The 17,504-nt window shown below is 59.6% G+C and carries 17 protein-coding genes and 1 pseudogene; 6 read left to right on the top strand and 12 right to left on the bottom strand.

Going from position 1 to position 17,504, the window contains the following annotated elements; genetic code table 11:
* Nucleotides 1-67: 67 nt before the first annotated feature.
* Nucleotides 68-664 (top strand): DUF6088 family protein, encoded by a 597-nt coding sequence (locus tag JQ586_RS22220; protein ID WP_212396746.1) that lies wholly within the window; start codon nt 68-70, stop codon nt 662-664.
* A gap of 243 nt (nt 665-907) precedes the next feature.
* On the opposite strand, the gene JQ586_RS22215 is transcribed toward JQ586_RS22220, so the two are convergent.
* From JQ586_RS22215 to JQ586_RS22190, 6 genes are all read right to left on the bottom strand, one after another.
* On the bottom strand, nt 908-1,228 hold the full coding sequence (locus tag JQ586_RS22215; protein ID WP_312016994.1) for a type IV secretory system conjugative DNA transfer family protein: 321 nt from the start codon (nt 1,226-1,228) through the stop codon (nt 908-910).
* Nucleotides 1,229-1,502: 274 nt separating this feature from the next.
* Nucleotides 1,503-2,336, bottom strand: a complete 834-nt coding sequence (locus tag JQ586_RS22210) for a class I SAM-dependent methyltransferase (RefSeq protein ID WP_212396745.1) — start codon at nt 2,334-2,336, stop codon at nt 1,503-1,505.
* A gap of 59 nt (nt 2,337-2,395) precedes the next feature.
* Complete coding sequence (locus JQ586_RS22205; protein ID WP_212396744.1) at nt 2,396-2,584, bottom strand: hypothetical protein; 189 nt, start codon at nt 2,582-2,584, stop codon at nt 2,396-2,398.
* 165 nt (nt 2,585-2,749) lie between these two features.
* On the bottom strand, nt 2,750-3,202 hold the full coding sequence (locus JQ586_RS22200) for a lipocalin-like domain-containing protein (RefSeq protein WP_212396743.1): 453 nt from the start codon (nt 3,200-3,202) through the stop codon (nt 2,750-2,752).
* Nucleotides 3,203-3,215: 13 nt separating this feature from the next.
* A complete protein-coding gene (locus JQ586_RS22195) occupies nt 3,216-4,145 on the bottom strand; it encodes a hypothetical protein (RefSeq protein WP_212396742.1) in 930 nt (309 codons plus the stop codon).
* Nucleotides 4,146-4,469: 324 nt separating this feature from the next.
* Nucleotides 4,470-6,377, bottom strand: a complete 1,908-nt coding sequence (locus JQ586_RS22190) for a PQQ-binding-like beta-propeller repeat protein (RefSeq protein WP_212396741.1) — start codon at nt 6,375-6,377, stop codon at nt 4,470-4,472.
* 204 nt (nt 6,378-6,581) lie between these two features.
* Between JQ586_RS22190 and JQ586_RS22185 the strand changes: the two are divergent.
* Nucleotides 6,582-6,752: pseudogene (locus tag JQ586_RS22185) on the top strand (transposase); the annotation flags it as partial.
* 69 nt (nt 6,753-6,821) lie between these two features.
* Here JQ586_RS22185 and JQ586_RS22180 read toward each other — a convergent pair.
* Nucleotides 6,822-8,303, bottom strand: a complete 1,482-nt coding sequence (locus tag JQ586_RS22180) for a tetratricopeptide repeat protein (RefSeq protein WP_312016999.1) — start codon at nt 8,301-8,303, stop codon at nt 6,822-6,824.
* 63 nt (nt 8,304-8,366) lie between these two features.
* Here JQ586_RS22180 and JQ586_RS22175 point away from each other — a divergent pair, with 63 nt between their 5' ends.
* Nucleotides 8,367-8,615 (top strand): hypothetical protein, encoded by a 249-nt coding sequence (locus tag JQ586_RS22175; RefSeq protein WP_212396740.1) that lies wholly within the window; start codon nt 8,367-8,369, stop codon nt 8,613-8,615.
* A gap of 3 nt (nt 8,616-8,618) precedes the next feature.
* Entirely contained in the window at nt 8,619-9,215 is a 597-nt protein-coding gene (locus JQ586_RS22170; protein ID WP_249147916.1) for a carbohydrate ABC transporter permease, read from the top strand.
* Between the two features lie 632 nt (nt 9,216-9,847).
* On the opposite strand, the gene JQ586_RS22165 is transcribed toward JQ586_RS22170, so the two are convergent.
* Entirely contained in the window at nt 9,848-10,348 is a 501-nt protein-coding gene (locus tag JQ586_RS22165) for an SCO family protein (RefSeq protein WP_212396739.1), read from the bottom strand.
* Nucleotides 10,342-11,865, bottom strand: a complete 1,524-nt coding sequence (locus tag JQ586_RS22160) for a hypothetical protein (RefSeq protein ID WP_249147914.1) — start codon at nt 11,863-11,865, stop codon at nt 10,342-10,344. Before JQ586_RS22160 ends, JQ586_RS22165 begins: the two co-directional genes overlap by 7 nt.
* Here JQ586_RS22160 and JQ586_RS22155 point away from each other — a divergent pair.
* Entirely contained in the window at nt 11,852-12,664 is an 813-nt protein-coding gene (locus JQ586_RS22155) for a TetR/AcrR family transcriptional regulator (protein WP_249147912.1), read from the top strand. The two genes, JQ586_RS22160 and JQ586_RS22155, sit on opposite strands and share 14 nt — an antisense overlap.
* Before the next feature lie 100 nt (nt 12,665-12,764).
* Here the strand turns inward: JQ586_RS22155 and JQ586_RS40585 are convergent, their stop codons facing one another.
* The 3 genes from JQ586_RS40585 to JQ586_RS22145 form a co-directional block, all read right to left on the bottom strand.
* Complete coding sequence (locus tag JQ586_RS40585) at nt 12,765-12,890, bottom strand: tannase/feruloyl esterase family alpha/beta hydrolase (protein WP_249147910.1); 126 nt, start codon at nt 12,888-12,890, stop codon at nt 12,765-12,767.
* Nucleotides 12,891-13,070: 180 nt separating this feature from the next.
* On the bottom strand, nt 13,071-15,164 hold the full coding sequence (locus tag JQ586_RS22150) for an alpha/beta hydrolase (RefSeq protein ID WP_212396738.1): 2,094 nt from the start codon (nt 15,162-15,164) through the stop codon (nt 13,071-13,073).
* Between the two features lie 21 nt (nt 15,165-15,185).
* Complete coding sequence (locus tag JQ586_RS22145) at nt 15,186-15,797, bottom strand: TetR/AcrR family transcriptional regulator (protein WP_212396737.1); 612 nt, start codon at nt 15,795-15,797, stop codon at nt 15,186-15,188.
* A gap of 218 nt (nt 15,798-16,015) precedes the next feature.
* Here JQ586_RS22145 and JQ586_RS22140 point away from each other — a divergent pair, with 218 nt between their 5' ends.
* Complete coding sequence (locus JQ586_RS22140; RefSeq protein WP_212396736.1) at nt 16,016-17,080, top strand: methyltransferase domain-containing protein; 1,065 nt, start codon at nt 16,016-16,018, stop codon at nt 17,078-17,080.
* The last annotated feature ends 424 nt before the right edge of the window (nt 17,081-17,504 follow it).

Raw genomic sequence — 17,504 nt, 5'->3', positions numbered from 1 at the left:
TATATTTGCATGATTTTTCAATGATAAAGCTTGCAAAAAGGGTCGTTTTTGGCCTATATTGTCGAGCGTGACGAAGCTCGACGAACTCAAACGCCATCTGAAACCGGGCCACGCCTACCGACGCGCCGATCTCGCTCGGTGGTCGAAGTCTGTCGACCGGCATCTTAGGCAACTGGTTGAGCAGGGCGTTCTGAGAAAACTGTCAGGCGGTCTCTACGTCTTCCCGAAGGAGACCGCTTTCGGTCCCGCACCCGCCTCCGACAAGGACGTTGTCGGCGCATTCCTGAAGGACGACCGATTTCTGCTAGCGTCGCCCAACGCGCACAACAGTCTCGGATTGGGAACGACGCAACTCTATGACAAGACAGTCGTCTACAACCACAAGCGTCATGGTGACTTTCAACTGGGCAGCCGCAAGTTTGCCTTCAGGGTGAAGCCGCGCTTTCCGAAGAATCTCACCAAAGAATTTCTTCTGGTCGATCTCGTCAACAACCTTGATCAACTCGCTGAAGCGAAGGATGAGGTCCTGAAGCGCGTGACCGAGCGCGTGGCGGTATCGAATAGCCCGCGCTTGCGTCGTGCCGTGCGTGACTATGGCAGTGAACGGACCAAGCAGCTGTTCCGGCGCACGCTCGAGCCGGCCGGGCTGCATCATGCCGCGTGAGTACCTTCACAACCATCCTGAGTTCGCGGACCTAATCCGGATCGTGGCGGAGGAGAAGAGCATTGATCCAGCACTCGTCGAAAAAGACTACTGGATCATGCATTGCCTGCGTGGACTCCAGCAGCTCGACCATACCTTTCAGTTGAAGGGCGGCACGTCCCCGCATCGCTGGTACCTCTCATCCAAAGAGGTCGGATGCAGCCCTCCGATGTGAGCATCGAACGCAACGACACGGGCGGCTTCTCAAACAGCGGCCATTCCGAGGCTCGTCGTAGCAATGGTGTACTCAATTGCTTTTCGAATCGCTGTTTGTCGTCTTGCAATTGATCTCCGGTTAGAAGCGGGACTTCTTCCCATCGTCTCGTCCTTTCCGGGCGGCTGCCTCAGCAGGACGTCATGAACTTGCTGAATGAACAACCGGATGATTGGTTCGACAGTGCCGAAATCGCTGACCGGCGCCGAGATAAAGACCGTAAACGGCTTGCGCCGCAGATCGCATATCTCAGGACAAGTCTGGAAAGTATGGATGAGGTATCGTCTCGGATCGCGTTCGGCGTTCCGCACTATCGGCTAGTCGATCGTACTCTTTTGCCAACTTCAAGAAACCTTCGCGGTATCCAGCGTGACCGATCCACTCTGCTTTCGTCCGCGCGACTTCGGCCCGTGCTCGCCAGTGATCGGCATCAAACATCATCGTCTCCATATCGGATGTTGCACCGCGCCGCCAAACGGTACCGCAATCAATAGCCGCAGCGAGTGAGCTGCCTCACATCTCGATACGTTTCTGCCCCGGGCCAACAGGCAATATTGGGATACGTGCTGTCCTTGACGATGCTCGCTACTTCGAAGCCATTATCCTTACGCCGCCCAGCTTGCACTCCTGAATGAGGTCAACGAAACGGATGTAAGATTCGTGGAATGCATCGTGCCCCATCGGGGTACCAGCCTGTCGGGCTTCTTCACGCAGCAATTGATACATTGCCAGTCGTTCCTTCAGAATGGGCCTCCACTCTTCCGTCAAATCCTTTGTCGAAAGCACCCTAAAGCCAACGCTTTCGACCAGACTGCGATATTGCGCAATCGACCGAAGAGGTTGAATAGCCATTCCTTCCCACATCAGTTGCGCATCAGCAGCGTCAAGTGGCTGATTGGCTATCCAATCCGTGAACGCCAGTCGGCCGCCTGTCTTCAGAATACGAAAAGCTTCGGCAACTGCGCTCGTCACGTCAGGAACGTGACAAAATGCTTCCTGGCTGAGGACAGCGTCGATGCTTGCGTCAGGAAGAGGAACCTCCATCACGTTGCCTTCGACGATGCGCGCAGTGTTGTGAAGGTTGACGCGCCTGGTGAGTTCTTGCGCACCCGCGGCGCGCGCTGGTGTCAATTCGATACCCGTGACGTCCGCTCCATATTTGTGAGCCAGATAACGCACCGTGCCGCCGAGTCCCGCACAGAAATCGGCTACGCGCGATCCATCGCAAATCTGTGCTCCTCGCGCCAGTTCATCTGTAGCGGCGAGCCCGCCGTAATGATCCTGATCGTGGGGAAACAGCTCTTCCGGACGCAATCCGTCGAGATGGCCACGGCTTGTGCGCAGTTTCGCAAGGATGAGTTCATGTGAGATGGGATGACGATCATAGAAATAGACGGTCTGAGAAGTTGCATCGCTCATGAAAGCTGCCTCGTGCCTGGGTAGCCGTGACGCAAACTGCCAAATCGATCGTGCGCGCCTCACGTCTTGAGGGACGCCTGGCCAATTTCCAGACCATAACTGCGTCCTTCCGCAATGCCCTGCGCAATCGCTCTTATGACCGACTCGGCGTCGCTCGGAGAGAGTTGGTCCAGAAGGTTCCATGAACGCGCGATTTCGCGAGCTCTTGGAAGGTCTCTTTCCATCATTGGCGGCGGTTTGACCGGCATTCCCAGCTCCACATTCGAACCCTTCGGTTCTACCATCTCAAGCCATGCATTGCGGTCGCTAAACTCGACACTTTGACCACGCAAATGCAAGACTCTCTGCGGCCGAATTGGTAGGCTGGAGCTTCCGCTATCGGTCATGTGTGACGACGCCGCAAACGGCGTGACCTACTTCGCGCGCCGAAAGATATTCGCGGCAACTCCACCGCCAGACGCATGCGGGTCTGTGAAGCGTAGCTCGTCCCCGACGATGACAAACGAGCGCTTGTTGTTCTTTCCCTGCCAATTCGGAAATGTCGCGCGCTCAATCTGAAACGTGAAGCTCTTGCCCGGCTCATCGACGACATAAGTGCCGAAATGAGCCAGGCTTCCTGCTACAACTGCTGCATTTTCATCTGCGGTGCCCGCGGAACGGTTGCCCGACACGAATTTGGGTAGGCCAGCCGCAATGAAAATGATTGAATATCGTCCGTTCGCATCGAACACCAGCGAGCCCTTTGCACCTGGGCCGTAGGCGTCGAACTGTTTGCCATCCCGCTCGGTTAGAACGGAAATGAGGGTCCATGTGCCGACCAATTGTGCGTCTTGACTGATCGAGAGGCTGGACTCGGGCGTGACCACGATCGCTATTCTCCTATTCGTCCGCTGGAAGCCTCTCGAGAACAGAACCTCTCGCGGAAGCGATGGCGCGGATGATTTGAGGCGTCAGATAGATTGGTAACTGAGCGAGAGCGAAGTAGAGCCATGTCAACTCCGGCAGAGATGACCCGTACTGGGCGGCAGCCATAAGTCCGACGTTACGATGACCTGTGGCAAAACCTGCGATGAAAGCCTCGTCCCGGCCCATGGCACGAGGCATGGCCATGGCAATGCCCAGACTGCCAAGCGCGACGATGAAGGCGACCGCGGAGAGGCCAAGCAACAGCAGCGGTTCGCTGAACATCCTGATGACGACACCATCGAACATGGCGAGGCCAAACAGTGCAAAAACGATCAGATTGATGCCGGCAAGTTCGTGGCGGTACGTCTCAAGACGCGAGCGTCCGAGCCACAGTCTTAGAGCGGCCGCGGCTAGCGCTGATCCGCCAACCATGACGAACAGGTTGCGTCCGAGGATGAAGCTATCGATGGGAATTGCTGTCCCGGCAACCCAGCTGACAAGAAAGGGCGCGGTGAACGGTTGGATAGACATCGTGGTCAGCAACAACAGAACTGGAAAGGTCACCTCTAGGCCGAGCACCAAAGCCACCGCTGGGGTGGCCATGATCGGCGCAGCTCCGGCTTGCAAGCTCAACGCAAGAACGAAACCGGGATCGAACCGCTCTCGACCGACCACGTTCAATGTGGCCCAGAACAGGGTCGGAACGGCCAGCATTACCCAACCCGTTGCGGTCAGCAATCTGAGAGGTCGTGCGAACTCTTGCCTTGCATGGCGCAGGTCGAGCTGGGCAAATGCGTTAACGAGGAATACCGCGATCATCAACGGCAAGCCCGGTCTGAGCGCTACACCCAATCCCGGAATAAACACAGGAACGAACGCACCCACGCACAGTGCAATGCTCATCCCTCTCGCGCCTTGCACCCCCACAATTGACAGCAGGGTTCGCAGTCTGCGCATCCACCATCTCCCTTGGCGGTGTGTTAATGCTAATCGGCCACACCATGTCAGTTCTGTTAATCCCGTCGCTTGGTGGCGCTGCTTGAGACGGGGTTGCACTAAGGGCGCATAGTCATAAATCGTGTCCGCGTCGCTTCGATTCCAACCGTATTGTGCAAACGCTACAACTGTCGCGATGGGCTAAACTGTGACCTCGCGGGAATGGCTGCTTGGGCGCACAGCGGACCGTTCTCGTAAATTCGAACAGCCCGTTGCGCGAGAACTCCTGGCCTACTGTCCGTCCACGGAGAAGGCGAGCAGCACGTTGCCGGGCGCGGTACCATAATTGGTGTAGCCCGAGTTGACGTAGAGGATGCCCCCGGCGATCACCGGTCCCGGTCCATCGAGCGAGCCGCCATGCGCCGACACGCCGTTTACGGTCGCATAGTCCCGCATGGTGTCGACGTCCCAGATGATCTCGCCGCTTTTGACGGCATAGGCCCGCAGGTGGCCGTCCAGTCCGCCGGAGAACACCACACCAGGAATCGCGGTTACCGCAGCCGACTGGGCAGGGCTGCATCCGGGCCGATCTCCGCAGCCCGGATGTGCCGTGTGCCAGACAATCTCGCCCGTGGCCTGTTTCATCGCGTACAGCCCGCCGCCCTGACCTGGATCGAGCTTCATGGGTATCCCGAAGAGCGATTTCTGCGCGCCGACGGTGGCCGGCTGCACGGCCTTCATGCCGACATCCGACACCGCGACATAGACGTTCGTGCCATCCGCAGCCGAGCCCCATTGCACGCCGCCGAGTGTGCTGCCGAGTCCCACCCGGCGCTGCCAGATGATGGCACCATCGCGGTCCGGATCGAGCGCGTACACCACGCCGGATTTCTGGCCGGCAATGAGCGCACGACCTCCGTCAGGTAGATCGACCAGGATCGCAGAGGAGCCGAAATCGAAATCCGGACCCTTGGTGCCGGGGCAGTTAGCGCGATACTGGCTGCTGCACGCGACGTTGTAGGCATCACCCTCGGTCAGCTGCCGCGACCAGGCGAGCCTTCCGGTGCCCAGATCGAAGGCCACAAACGCATCGGAGGTCGTGGAAGCCGGGTCCAGATAACTGTCGCCCGTCGTCGCATAGATCCGACTAGTCTTGAGGTCGATGGTCGGCGACGACCAGATCGCGCCGCCAGAGGGTCCGAAGAGTTGGACACCCATCGCGTTGAGGCGGATTGGCTGGGCCGGCGGGCTGACATAGCCGCGCCACAGCACCTCGCCGGTCCTGGCGTCGAGGGCGGCGATCAGACCGCGGAAGGTGCAGCAAGAATAGCGTGGATCGATCGCCAACACCTCTTCGACGGAGGAGACTGGCACATAAAGCACATTATTGGCCAATGTCGGCGCGCCCGTGATCACAGCCCCCGCATGCGCATCGACACGTCGTCTCCACAGCAGCTTTCCGCTCTCGGCATCGAGCGCATAAGCTTCACCGCGTTGATCGCCGAAATAGGCGGTCGTGCCCCGCTCATCCTCGCCGATGGTGATCGCGGTGCGTACGCCGAAGTCTACGTCGAACACCCAGCGCTGGCAGCCAAGTTTGGCATCCAGCGCATAGACCTTGCCCCCCGCACTGCCCACGAAGACCCGGCCGCCCCAAACCGTCGGCTGCGCGTAGGCCCTGGTATCGCCGGGAAAGCCGAACGCCCATTTGAGCGTCAGGCGCGGAACATCGTCCGGCGAAAGCTGGGCCATGCCAGCGGGTTGAAACCGGTGTTGAGCGATGTCGACGCCCCAGCCGTTCCAGCGCGGCAACGAAGCGTCCGCAAGCGCGGGGCCGCGCTCACTGCACGTGGAATCCGGCAGTGGCTGCTGCTGCTCCGGCGGTGTCCCGACGAGATAGCGAGCGATTTCCTGAATTTGGCGTTGGCTTAGGTCGCGCCCCTGCTGGCTCATCATGCCGAACATCAAGGCAAAGCCTATCCGCTCAGGCCTCAATTGCCGCAGCGCGTTGGCGTCAGGCGCCCGTGCCACGCCACCCTCGTGGCACGATGAGCAGCGCGCGCGGTAGAGCGCCTCGCCACCCGAGTTTAGCGCCTCCTCCGCATGATCCGGAAGCACGCCAGTGAGCAATATGCCCACTCCAAGCAGGAGGCGTGCCGAGAGCGTGCATCCAGAGCGGCGCCTGGCGGTACTCGTCATTCTCGCCTCCCTCGCGTAACGGAAGCGTGCTTCGGTAACAGAAGATCAGCGCGCGCGGTCGTCAACGCGTACCACGAATAGGCCACCAAAGCGAGCTTGAGGGATGCAGGTTTACCGGTGGCAGTCATCTCCCGATACGGTCCTGTCACGGGCCGCTTGCGCTGCGGCTTATACGCTCGCAGCGGCGTCTGCCTCGTGGGCGTTTCCATCCCGCCGAAAAGCAATCGGAGCGATCCGATCTGCTTCAGCCCATATCTCTACCGCGCTCGCAATCAGGTCGAGCGGTTCTTCAACAGGATCAAGCGATGTCGTCGGGTTGCGGCGCGCTATGACAGGCTCGCCGCCAACTATCTTGCCTTCGTTCAACTCGCAGCAATCAGGCTACGGCTGCGCCTTAATGAGTCCCCCCGTCCCTACAGAGGAGCTCATGCGTTTCGCAATTTCTTACTGTTCCCGAACCCCCGCCTTGCGAAGACCGTCGAGGAAAACGTCGAGTTGCCTCCTATACTGGTCGTTGGTTGACAGCGGAAGGATGGTCCGCTTGTAAAACTGCACGGAGAAATCCGGGCGAATGCGATCCATTTCGGCGAGCGCCAGCCGCGCCTCTCCGACACGACCGGTCGAGCCGTAAATTGAAAGCAACGTTGCCAAGCCCCAAAAATAGGTTGGATTGAGATCCATCGACCGGCGGCATTCCGGAACGGCCGCATCGACGTCCTGCAGTTGGAAAAAGGCGCGACACAAATAAGAATGCCAGACGTAGCCAAGTGGGTCTTTTGGGCTCAATCGCAGGGCAATCCGTACTTCAGGAATCGCCTCCTTCGCTCGGGCGACCAGGATCAGCGCGTAGCCCTTCGAGCTGTGCGCTTGCGCGTAGTTCGGATCAATTTCGAGCGCAGCATCATATTCCCGCAATGCTTGATCAGATTGTCCAGTATTGCGCAGAATCTGTGCTTTCACGACCCGCGCCAACGCACTCTTTGGGCGCGTAGCGAGAGCTGCGTCGATCAATTTCATGGCCGCCCCAAGATCATCGGTGCGCGCCTCCGACCAGCCATTCAGAGCTTCCGTCGCGAGGCACCACGCCTTTCCTATCAAGGCGTCAACGTTCGTCGGATCGAACTTGAGAGCATCGTCAAAATAAGCTCTCGACTGCGCCGTTGTCGCTTTTGTCGCTGGCTCGTAGCGTTTGGCGTAGCCACGCATGACGAAATCCATGGCGTCCGAATTGTTCGCCCGCTCCGCCGCGCTGCGCCAACTTTCAGCGTTCATCAGTTCGATATTGAGCTCGTGCGCGAGCCGTGATGTGATCTGGTCCTGTATAATGGCGAGATTGACGCGGTCACCATCGAAGCGATCCGACCAAACGTCGCCTCCGGTTGAGAGATCGATTAGCGCCACATTGATACGGACTTGTTCGCCGGTGCGTTGCACCGAACCCTGCACTGCCCAACGCACGCGAAGCTCGCCACCAAGCGCCTTCGCGTCTATTGGCTTGTTTTTGTAAGTGAAAGCCGTGCCGCGTCCGATGACGAAAGTGCCGGGTATTTGCGCGAGATCGGTGGTGAGATCGGTCGTAACGCCATCGGCAAAGTAGTCCTGCTCGGGATCGCGGTTGAGGTTGGTGAGGGGCATCACGACAAGTGACAGCCGCGGTGCGATGTCCGGTTTACTGACGGCTTCTCGCTGGACCGCCTGTGAGTTGTGAAAGATGTCGCTTCGGACCGTCTTCCAAGCACTCCAGTAGCCGGTCAGGCCGCTCAGTAGAGCGCCGACAGCAGCAAGTGCGGCGATGCCGCCCCCGATCCTCTTTGCAAGTGGTTGCCAGCCAGGCAGCGCAAGAGCGAGCCGTGCCAGCGGCGATTTCGGCTGCTCGACTTTTGGAGCAGTTATCTCATCCGAGGAATGAGGCTCTTGGATACTCACCTTCGCCAATCGGCGAACTCGAATGCGACTTTGCCTTAAACCTGGTCATGGGCGGAAGACGAAATGCAGATGTCACCCGGCTCACAAGTTCATCCTTCTCTCAGCAATTGTGGCACCGACCTTTGGCTGGGCCACCGCGATGCTGGCCCAAACCGCCGTCAGCGCGTGCGCGGACTCATCGACCCTGCCGGTTCAATCGGGGCGCTTGCGATCGCCGTGATCGCGCTTGGTATCGTCGCGACCATCGAGGTCTATTTATCCACGCGCACGCCGCGCACGATACTATTGCGGTCCGCCTTCTTTCTGCCTTGAACCATGGCCGCGCTTGGGGTGTGCATCACGGCCGCGCCTTGCGCCTACGTTCTGGCCCGCCAGCAGGGACGCGGCTGGCGGGTGCTCACCTTCTATTTCATGGCGACAATCACCGTTCCCGTGCAGCTCTATCTCTATCCCCTGTACTTCATCTTCGCGAAGCTCGGCCTGGTCAATTCGATTCCGGCGGTAGCGCTGATCTACACAGCGATGTTTTCGCCATTCTCGATTTTCCTGCTTCGCACCTACGTCCTCTCAATCCCCTATGCGCTCGAGGAGGCTTCCGAGGTCGATGGTGCGACGGCGTGGCAGAAATTCTACTATGTTATCTTGCCGATGATGCGGCCGGGGCTCCTGACGGTCGCGATCATCGTCGGCCTGAACGCCTGGAATGAATTCGTCATCGCAGTCACGTTCCTACAGAACAACGACAATGTCACGGCGATCGTTAAATTCTTTAGTTTGACCGGACAATATTCCACGGATTGGGGGGAGATGCTGGCGGCAGCTGTGATTATCGTGTTGCCGGTCGTGCTGATCTTTGTGCTGCTGCAACGCCGCTTCATCGATGGCATGACAGCCGGCGCAGTGAAATCTTGAACTCCGGCTCTCGCGGTTCAGCTCGAAATAATTCGTCTCCGTCGCCTCATCGGGAATGGCGTCAGCACTTCGCCGGCAGGCTGCTCGTCTTGCACGACAATACGTATAGCCCGGTGGGCAAAGCCGAACTAAGCCGCCCCTTCGCCCGAAGCACGTTTCGTCTATTCGCACGAAGCTTAGGCAGAGGGGCGTATCCGTGGTCTGGCGCTGTTCGGCATCGGCTGCGACGTGGTCGCATTGAAAGTCGATGACGTTGCAACAGGCGGTTACGCATTTCCAACAGGGCGTCGCCCCGTTTCAGACAAAGTCGGTCCAAGCCACCGCTGCGATCTAGTACCTGTCCAACTAAGTGATCAGCACTTGCGCCGGAGCCCCCCGAAGATTGCAGCTTCGAGGCAGTGACCGGTAAAGTGTTAGCAGGCGTATTGAGCCAGCTTTGAGTTGTGTTCGCTACACGACGGGCCAGCGAACTTCAACTTACGGACGTCCCAGATGGATGACGCGATCGGAACTTGCCACGCGACTGACTCCACGCACAAGCGGTTAACACCCGACGCGCAAGGTTCAGTTCTGTTCGCCTTGTTATTCTAGCGCAGCTACAGGCACGACGCGGAGGATCCTCGGCAGGACCGTCAGTGGGCTAAGTGAATGCGGATACGCTCGATGATCTTCGCTCCTGCGGTCGCATCAGGGAAATGATCGAGATAGTTGCCGTTTCGGTCGAGAAGGTAGGCAATGGCCGTATGCGCAATCTGATAGCCGTCCGGATCGGCGGGATTGGACTTGCGCTGCGCAAAGACCCGGAAGTGTCGCTTCGCGTCTTCGATGGCTGCTTCGGGACCGGTCAGACCCAGGAAGCGAGGGTAGTCCGCCTGCAGATATGCCTTCATTGTTTCCGGCTTGTCGCGGGCCGGATCAACGGTGATGTAAAGCGGCTTGATCCACCTGGCGCTTTCGTCACCCAGCTCCTCGAGAACTCCGGACAGTTTTGCCAGGGCTCGCGGGCAAACCACGCGGCATGAGGTGAACCCGAAATAGACCAGTTGGAACCAGCCGTGAAAATCCTTCTCCGTGATCTGGTTGCCGAAATGGTCGGTCAGGGTGAAAACCGGATGGTCTGGCGCTCCTACCATGCAAGGACCAGGCTCGTGCGGCGAGACATGCTGAAGCGCATTTCCAACTGGTCTCCTTCGACGCTCAGACGCGGCGCATCAGTGCCATCGTGGATCACCTCGGGCATACCCTTCTCAGCCGAATTATCGAAGGTGAGGCAGGCGTCGACCCGACTTGCGCCGGGTTCAAGCGTGAGGGCCAGCATGCGCCGCTCCGCATCATAGGTCGCACGGCGCACATTAATGCCCTTCGAGAGCGAAGCCAGCGCGGGTGCCGCGAAATGGGCGTCGGTCAGCGGGCCATCAAACAGCTTGCGCAGTCCGTCCTTCACATTGAGGCGCGCATAGCCAAGCAGCACATTGCCGGTATGCGGGTCCATCACGGAAAGGCGGCCTTGCGCGTCGAAATGCTCGTCGCGTCGCGGATAGTAATAGGCGCCATTCTCGCGCACCGGACTCATGAACCGGTCAGCGTAACCCAGCAGACGGACCAGCGTGTTCTCGTCGCCGACCTCGGCGGCTGCGACCGCGGCCCAGCCATGATCGCGCGCGGAGATGATCGGCGACGTGTCGAGCTTGTGCTGAACAGCGGGTCGAATCCACAACGTGTCGTGCGGCGCTTCGACGGCCCAGCGGGCGATGTGCGCGGGGAAGTGCTCGGCGACCAGCTCGGGCTTCCAGGCGTGCATGAGCGCCGCGAGCCAGAAGTCGACCCAGGGTGCATCGGGCGGTGTCACTACCACGCGTTCCTGTTCCATGACCATCATGTTGAAGTGGCCATTCTCGGTGAGCACGCCGAAGTCCGCCCAGGCCTTGTCGTAGCCGTCCATCACTTCCTGGGCCTGGGAGGTGCCGTAGACGAGGTCATGCATGCGGAATCCGATGATGGCCGGCTGATTGCAGATCTGGAAAACGCAATTCGGCTCGCAGGCAATGCCCAGGAAGCCTCGCTCGACCATGCTCCAATAGAGATGTTCGTTGAGCGAGCGCTCGTCGTAGGGAAAACGCAGGCTGCCATCGCCCCAGAACATCGACGCCACCGCGAAGGTCAAGGCACCTTCCTTCGCATAGCGGGCGTCGCGGAAGAGGTAGTGGTACATCAGCGCCATTGACTGGATGTAGGCGCTGTACATGATGTTATCCTTGCCGACCGGATTCCATTGCGCCGGCAGTTCACCCTGGCTGCGATTGATTGGCCCGTTGCCGGTGCTGACATAGTGCCAATAGGCCCAGACATCGGGCGACAGCATCTTTTCGATCAACTGCTCGAATGGTTTCTTGAACAGTCCCGGCGCCCCCGGCAGGCGATGCACGTGGGCAAGCGCCAGCGCGTAGCTCATATAAGCGAGCTGGAAGCGCAGACCGCCGAAATCCTCCTGCATTGTGGTCGGCCCATGCATACCCGACCAGTCATCCGGAAGTTGACCAGCCAGATTCAACATCCGGCGCAGCGCGCCAATCTGTAGGTCATCGAGCTCGGGAAGTGACTCGGCCCATTGTAGCGGAGCGGCGGCAGCAGCGACGTTGATCGCAGACAAGGGCGTCTCCTCTCGATGGCGAGCGTCGCAAAGCCATGTGCTCGGCAAGCTGAGCGGCTTTTCCTCAGTTCAAATTATACATATTGTGTCATTTTGGACATCGCTTGTCAAATCGAATCAGAAGTGTTTCCAATGGAGGTCAACTTCCCAAGGAGCCGGCATGAACAGGCGGCAGGAGATCGGAGCCGAGCGCCGCGAGCGCACGCGGCATAAATTACTAGCAGCCAGCGCGCGCGTAGTTGCGGAGCTCGGCGAGAACAGGGCCAGTATCGACGATTTCATCCGCGCCGCAGGAGTCTCGCGAGGAACCTTCTACAACCATTATTCTACCAGGAAGGAGTTGCTCGACGATCTCTGGACATCGATCGGCCGGGCCCCGTTCTTCCAGATTCAAAGAGCGTGCGAAGGCTTGAAGGATCCCGCCGAGCGGCTGGCGACCCAAGCGCGACTGGTGTTCGCGTGCGCGGTCCGGAACGAGGCGTGGGGATGGCTGGTCTATTCCATGTCGGGCGACAGCGAGGCCATCGCGGAGGATCTTCTGCAATATCCCAGGCCCGATCTCGAGATCGGCCGCGAGCAAGGCCGCTTCCGCTTTGATAATCTCTTCGCAGCGCGCGATCTCGTCGTCGGCTCGGTCCGCTCGGGTTTGCGCGCCGTTCTGCAGGAGGCCCGTCCGACGCGCTATGGCGACGCGTTGTGTGTGATGCTGCTCAAGGCACTCTCGATCGATGACGAAGAAGCACATGAGATCGTTGCTCGCCCAATACCTGAACTCATCGAGCTGGTGCCCGAGGGTTGACATCTCGCCAGCCGGACGAGTGTGAACTTCTTCGCCGCAACAGGATGCCGGCGAACCGAAGTTGGGCTTGCCGGCAGCGCGTGCTCGTCAAGGCCCGTATTTAGGGGCCCGGTTTCTGGTTAAAGTCGTTCTCGTCGGTGACGCAGGTGAAGTTCGCCGCAGCGTTGGTGCCGCCGGTGCGGTTGTACTTCGCGACCCTGGGGAAGACGCAAAGTGGCCGCGTCATTTGCACCGCGGGCGGTGTGTCATCCACGAACTTCGTGGCGGTGATCGTTTCCGGGCGACCCCGGCCGCGACCCATTTGACGAGCGGCGCGCTTCGAACGTGTTGGGCCCGGGTTCGCCCTGGCAATGATTCATCCCGGGCAGCATGAACAACTGCGCGTACGACTGGGTCCGCAGAACGTTCAAAGCAATTCGGCGATCATGCGCGCGGCGCGCTCGGCGCCTTTGTGCTCCACCGCCTCAAAGTGCGACGCTCTTCGGAGCGCCTCGACCATCGCCTCTGCAATCATATCCGGGCTTGAAGTCGCAAATTCCATCCGGCGGCCAGCGTGGTAGCGATCGAGGCGATGGGCAACGTGAAAATTCTGTTCAAAGTGATTGCGTAGCGGGAAATAGATGAAGGGCGTGCCGGCTGCCGTCAGCTCCATGCAGGTTGTTAGGCCGCCCTGAACCAGAGCGAGATCACAGGCGGCGAGTTGGCGATCGAGGTTCGGTACGAAGGCCGCGACCTCGACGCCATCAGGCGCATTCAACGACTTTGGCTCGATGCGGGGACCGGCGACTACGATCATGCGCAATTCCGGGATTTTTGCCTTTGCGGCCGGCCAGGCCTGAAGGATACGCTTGATCAAGTGGGAGCCGACACCAGAGCCACCGACGGTGACGATGCAGACCTTCTCGTCCGGCGCATATCCCAGAGCCTGTCGCAACTGCGGCCGATCGCCGAAAAACGTGGGATGCTCGCCCATCACATAGCCCGCGAAATCGAAGTGCCGCGGCACCCATTCGCGCATTGCCGGCAAGTCCTTGCCAAAGGTGAGGGGAACGATGTCCGCCGGCTCGCCAACAAAGATGGAGCGGTCGCGCACAGTCGGATGCCGCTCGATGTGCTCGATCATCTCGGCATTGTAGTCGGTCGTCAGGAGCGCCTCGCGTTCGCCGCCCGACGGCATGGGAACATAGCCAACGAAATCGGTGAACCAGACCAGACCGGCCTTCTTCAGCTCGGGATGCTCGTGCCAGTAGTGGTCGATGTCCCAGGCTTCGTCCGCGATCACGAGGTCGTAGCGCTGCTCCTCGACCGCGTCCTGAAAGGTCATGAAGTTCGCGATCAGCACCTCATCCATGCGGCGAATGGCCTGAAACGCGTGCAGATCATGTTCGCCGGATTCGAGCTCGATGTGGCGGGTTTCACTGGCCAGACGGTGGCTTAGTGGATGAACGGTTTCGCCATGGGCTTCAAGAAGCCGCGTGACTGGATCCTGCGCCAGCCATTCGACTTGAAAATCGGGAATGATCTTGCGCAATTCTCTGGTGATGGCGATGTCCCGACGAGCGTGGCCGAGCCCGATCGGCGAAGACAGGTAGAGCGCGCGCTTCGGCCTTTGATACGATTGAATAGCCTTCGTTCGGGTGGATAGGCCGAGCTTTCGCTCCAGAAATTCCGCGATCAGGATGTTGCACTTGGCCGGAATACGACCGAGCGGATTGTGACCGCCGCCCTCGATGGTCACGAGTTCCGCGCCGGTCAGTTCCGCGACGAGTTGTCCGCGAGCGTAAGGCTGTATGCGATCGTCGTCGCCGTGAATCATCAAGACTGGGCATTTAATCTTGCGATACATCGCCTCGCCGACGTCAAAAGCCGGCCGCGTCGCCCGTGCCTCCACCGTCTTCGCCAGGATGGGCCCCGTCGTGTCGCAGGCCCAGGCCACGCCATCCTCGATCTGCTTGGTCGAATGTGGCTCGATAAATATGTTACCGACAAAGTGTGTGGCAAAGTCGGGATAGTTCGAGATCCAGTAGTCGTAGTTGTACTTATCCCAGTCATCGAATTCCGAGAGCTTGCGATGAAAATGGGCGTTTCCCATGTAGGGATAGCCGGGCCCGATGGCCGCCGCCGTGCCGGCCAGGATGGCGGCTTTCACCCGTTCCGTATGATAGGCGGCGAGGATGCAGGCGATCATGGCGCCGAATGAGAGGCCGACGAGGATGGCCGCGCTGGTCTGCGTTGCATCCATGACGGCGAGCGCATCGGCGACATAGTTGTCGAGCGTATAGGCCGAGACATCATCGGGCCGGTCGGATTGGCCATTGCCCCGGCCGTCATAGGTCACGCAACGAAAGCGCTCGCTGAAATAGGGCAGTTGCGCCTTGTAGATGCGCGAGTGGACGAGGCTCCATGGCGGCACAAATACCAGCGTCTCCGCGCCATTGCCGTAGACCTCGTAATGGAGTTTGACACCGTCTCGCTCGACAAACCCCTCTTCGACCGGCAATTTGGCACGCATGACGTCACCTCATTTGCGGTGAGCTGCTTCCATCATTCGGATGAGATCGCCAAAACGGCGGAGAGACTGCCGGACGGGCATGCCTTTTTTCTCGAGACCGAGAAGGTAATGGCTTTCGGCGCCGATGAATGCGCCCGCAACCAAGGCAGCGACCTCGTTGGCCGTAAACGGACCCAGACCGCCGAACTCGCGCTCGGCGCGCTGGGCCAATTCGACAAGAAGCTTGACCCATCCCATGAGACCGACCTGGATCACCTTCGCCACCGGGCTATCCGCCCAGCTCGCCGCAATTAGCTCCTGGAGCACGCGAACATAGCCCGACGCGATGTCCTCATCGAGATAGTCGCAGGCCCGGTCCCACTGCTGGGATAGTGTCAGCGAGCTGTCGTGAAACATCGCATTTTGACGATCGAGCAGCTGCGAATTCAAGTGCTCGAACAGCGCCAGCACCATCCCCTGCTTGGAGCCGAAATGATAGTGGATCTGGCTGAGCGGAACGCCAGCAGCCGCGGCAACATCCCGGGTGGAGAGCCTCGAGTAGCCGTTTTGCCGAAGCACCTTCTTGGCTGCCTCCAGGACCACGACCGAGGTCTCCACTTTCGCCGCCGAGCTCCGCGCCATTCCTACCTCATCAGCCCGTCCCAAAGCCTAGGCGATTCATAATTCGGTCGATCGACCGAAGTCAAGCACCATATCAGTGCCCTTCAAGAAACGGTGAGCATCTTGACTCGCAGCCTCGCTAAGAGAATACTTCGGTCGACCGACCGAATTGGTCGGTCGACCGATATCGCTTGCAGGATACAACTTCCGGTCCCACCGTCTTTCAGGAGGATTGAATCATGACTGCTATCGATAATGACAAGCTGAATGCATTGATCGGAAAGATGCTGGGTGATCTCGGCGGCGCGTTCAGCGCGCCCACAGCCGGCATCGGGTTCCGGCTCGGATTGTTTGACGCGCTGCATCGTGACGGTCCGGCCAGCGTGTCCGAGCTGGCAAAGCGGACCAGCCTTTCCGAGCGATGCGTGCGCGAATGGGCGCTAGCACAGGCCTCCAACGGCTATGTCGCCTTCGACAGCAAGGAGCAACGGTTCAGCCTCACGCCGGAACAGGCGATGGTGTTCGCGATAAAGGACAGTCCCGTCTATCTCGAGGGCGCATTCGACTTGGTTGCGGCGATGGTCGAGGGCCGGTCCAAGGTCGAAGCGGCGTTCAAGCACGGCAAGGGCGTGGCCTGGGGCGAAAGCTCCGGCTGCCTGTTCTGCGCGGTCGGCTCATTCTTCCGGCCCGGCTACGTCAACAACGTCGTGCAATCCTGGCTTCCCGCGCTGGAAGACATGCCGGCGAAGCTCAACGACGGCATCAAGGTCGCGGATATCGGCTGCGGCGTTGGCTTCTCGACGTTGTTGATGGCGAAGGCGTTCCCCAAGAGCTCGTTCATCGGTTACGACTTCCACGCCCCCTCGATCGAGCAAGCCAATGCGCATGCCAAGGCCCACGATCTGGCCGATCGCGTGCGTTTCGTGACAGCGCCCGCCAAGGACATCGTCGAGCGCGACTTCGACCTCGTCACCATGTTCGACTGCCTGCACGACATGGGCGATCCCAAGGGTTGCGCCAGGCACGTGCGTGGCTTGCTGAAGCCGGGCGGCTCCTGGATGATCGTCGAGCCAATCGCTGCCGACGATCCGGCCGACAATGTCGCCAATCCGGTGAGCCGTCTCTACTACAACGCATCGACGATGATCTGCGTACCCACCTCGATGGCCCAGGAGGTCGGTGAGGCGCTCGGTGCGCAGGCCGGCCAGGCGAAGCTGACCGAGGTGCTGAAGGAGGGCGGCTTCCGTCAGGTTAGGAGAGCCACCGAGGGTCCCTTCAACATGGTGCTCGAGGCGCGACCATAAAATCTGATTCTAGTTCTTTGCGAATGATCGCGCATGGCCGCGTCTGCACCCGGGCGCTGGCCATGTGCGAGAGTCGAAAATGTCCGGGGGAGACATCCTGCCTCGAATAATCCAGAAAAAAAGGGTGTGGCTAGGCTTTCAAGCGATGGATTTCAGTCATGATGACGATTCTCAATTTTCTCTATCGCAAATACTGTTTTGGTCGCTTGCAGGAAATGCGAAGATTTGAGCTCAACCACTGGAGGCTAAAGCTCGGAAATCGTACCTGCGTCGAAAAGCCGGCACGGGGCTGAACGGGCGCGTTTGCGCCATAGCTGCTGATGTCCGGATTGGCCCTTCTGCGCCCCTCCAACCAATCCGCCGGACGGGCTGACAGACTCGGGTGTTGCTAGTTCTGCGGACGAGGCCGAGCCCCCAGTACGAG

This window comes from Bradyrhizobium jicamae (assembly GCF_018130215.1).
Classification (GTDB): Bacteria; Pseudomonadota; Alphaproteobacteria; order Rhizobiales; family Xanthobacteraceae; genus Bradyrhizobium; species Bradyrhizobium jicamae_A.
This window is presented reverse-complemented; position numbering and strand designations above follow the sequence as displayed.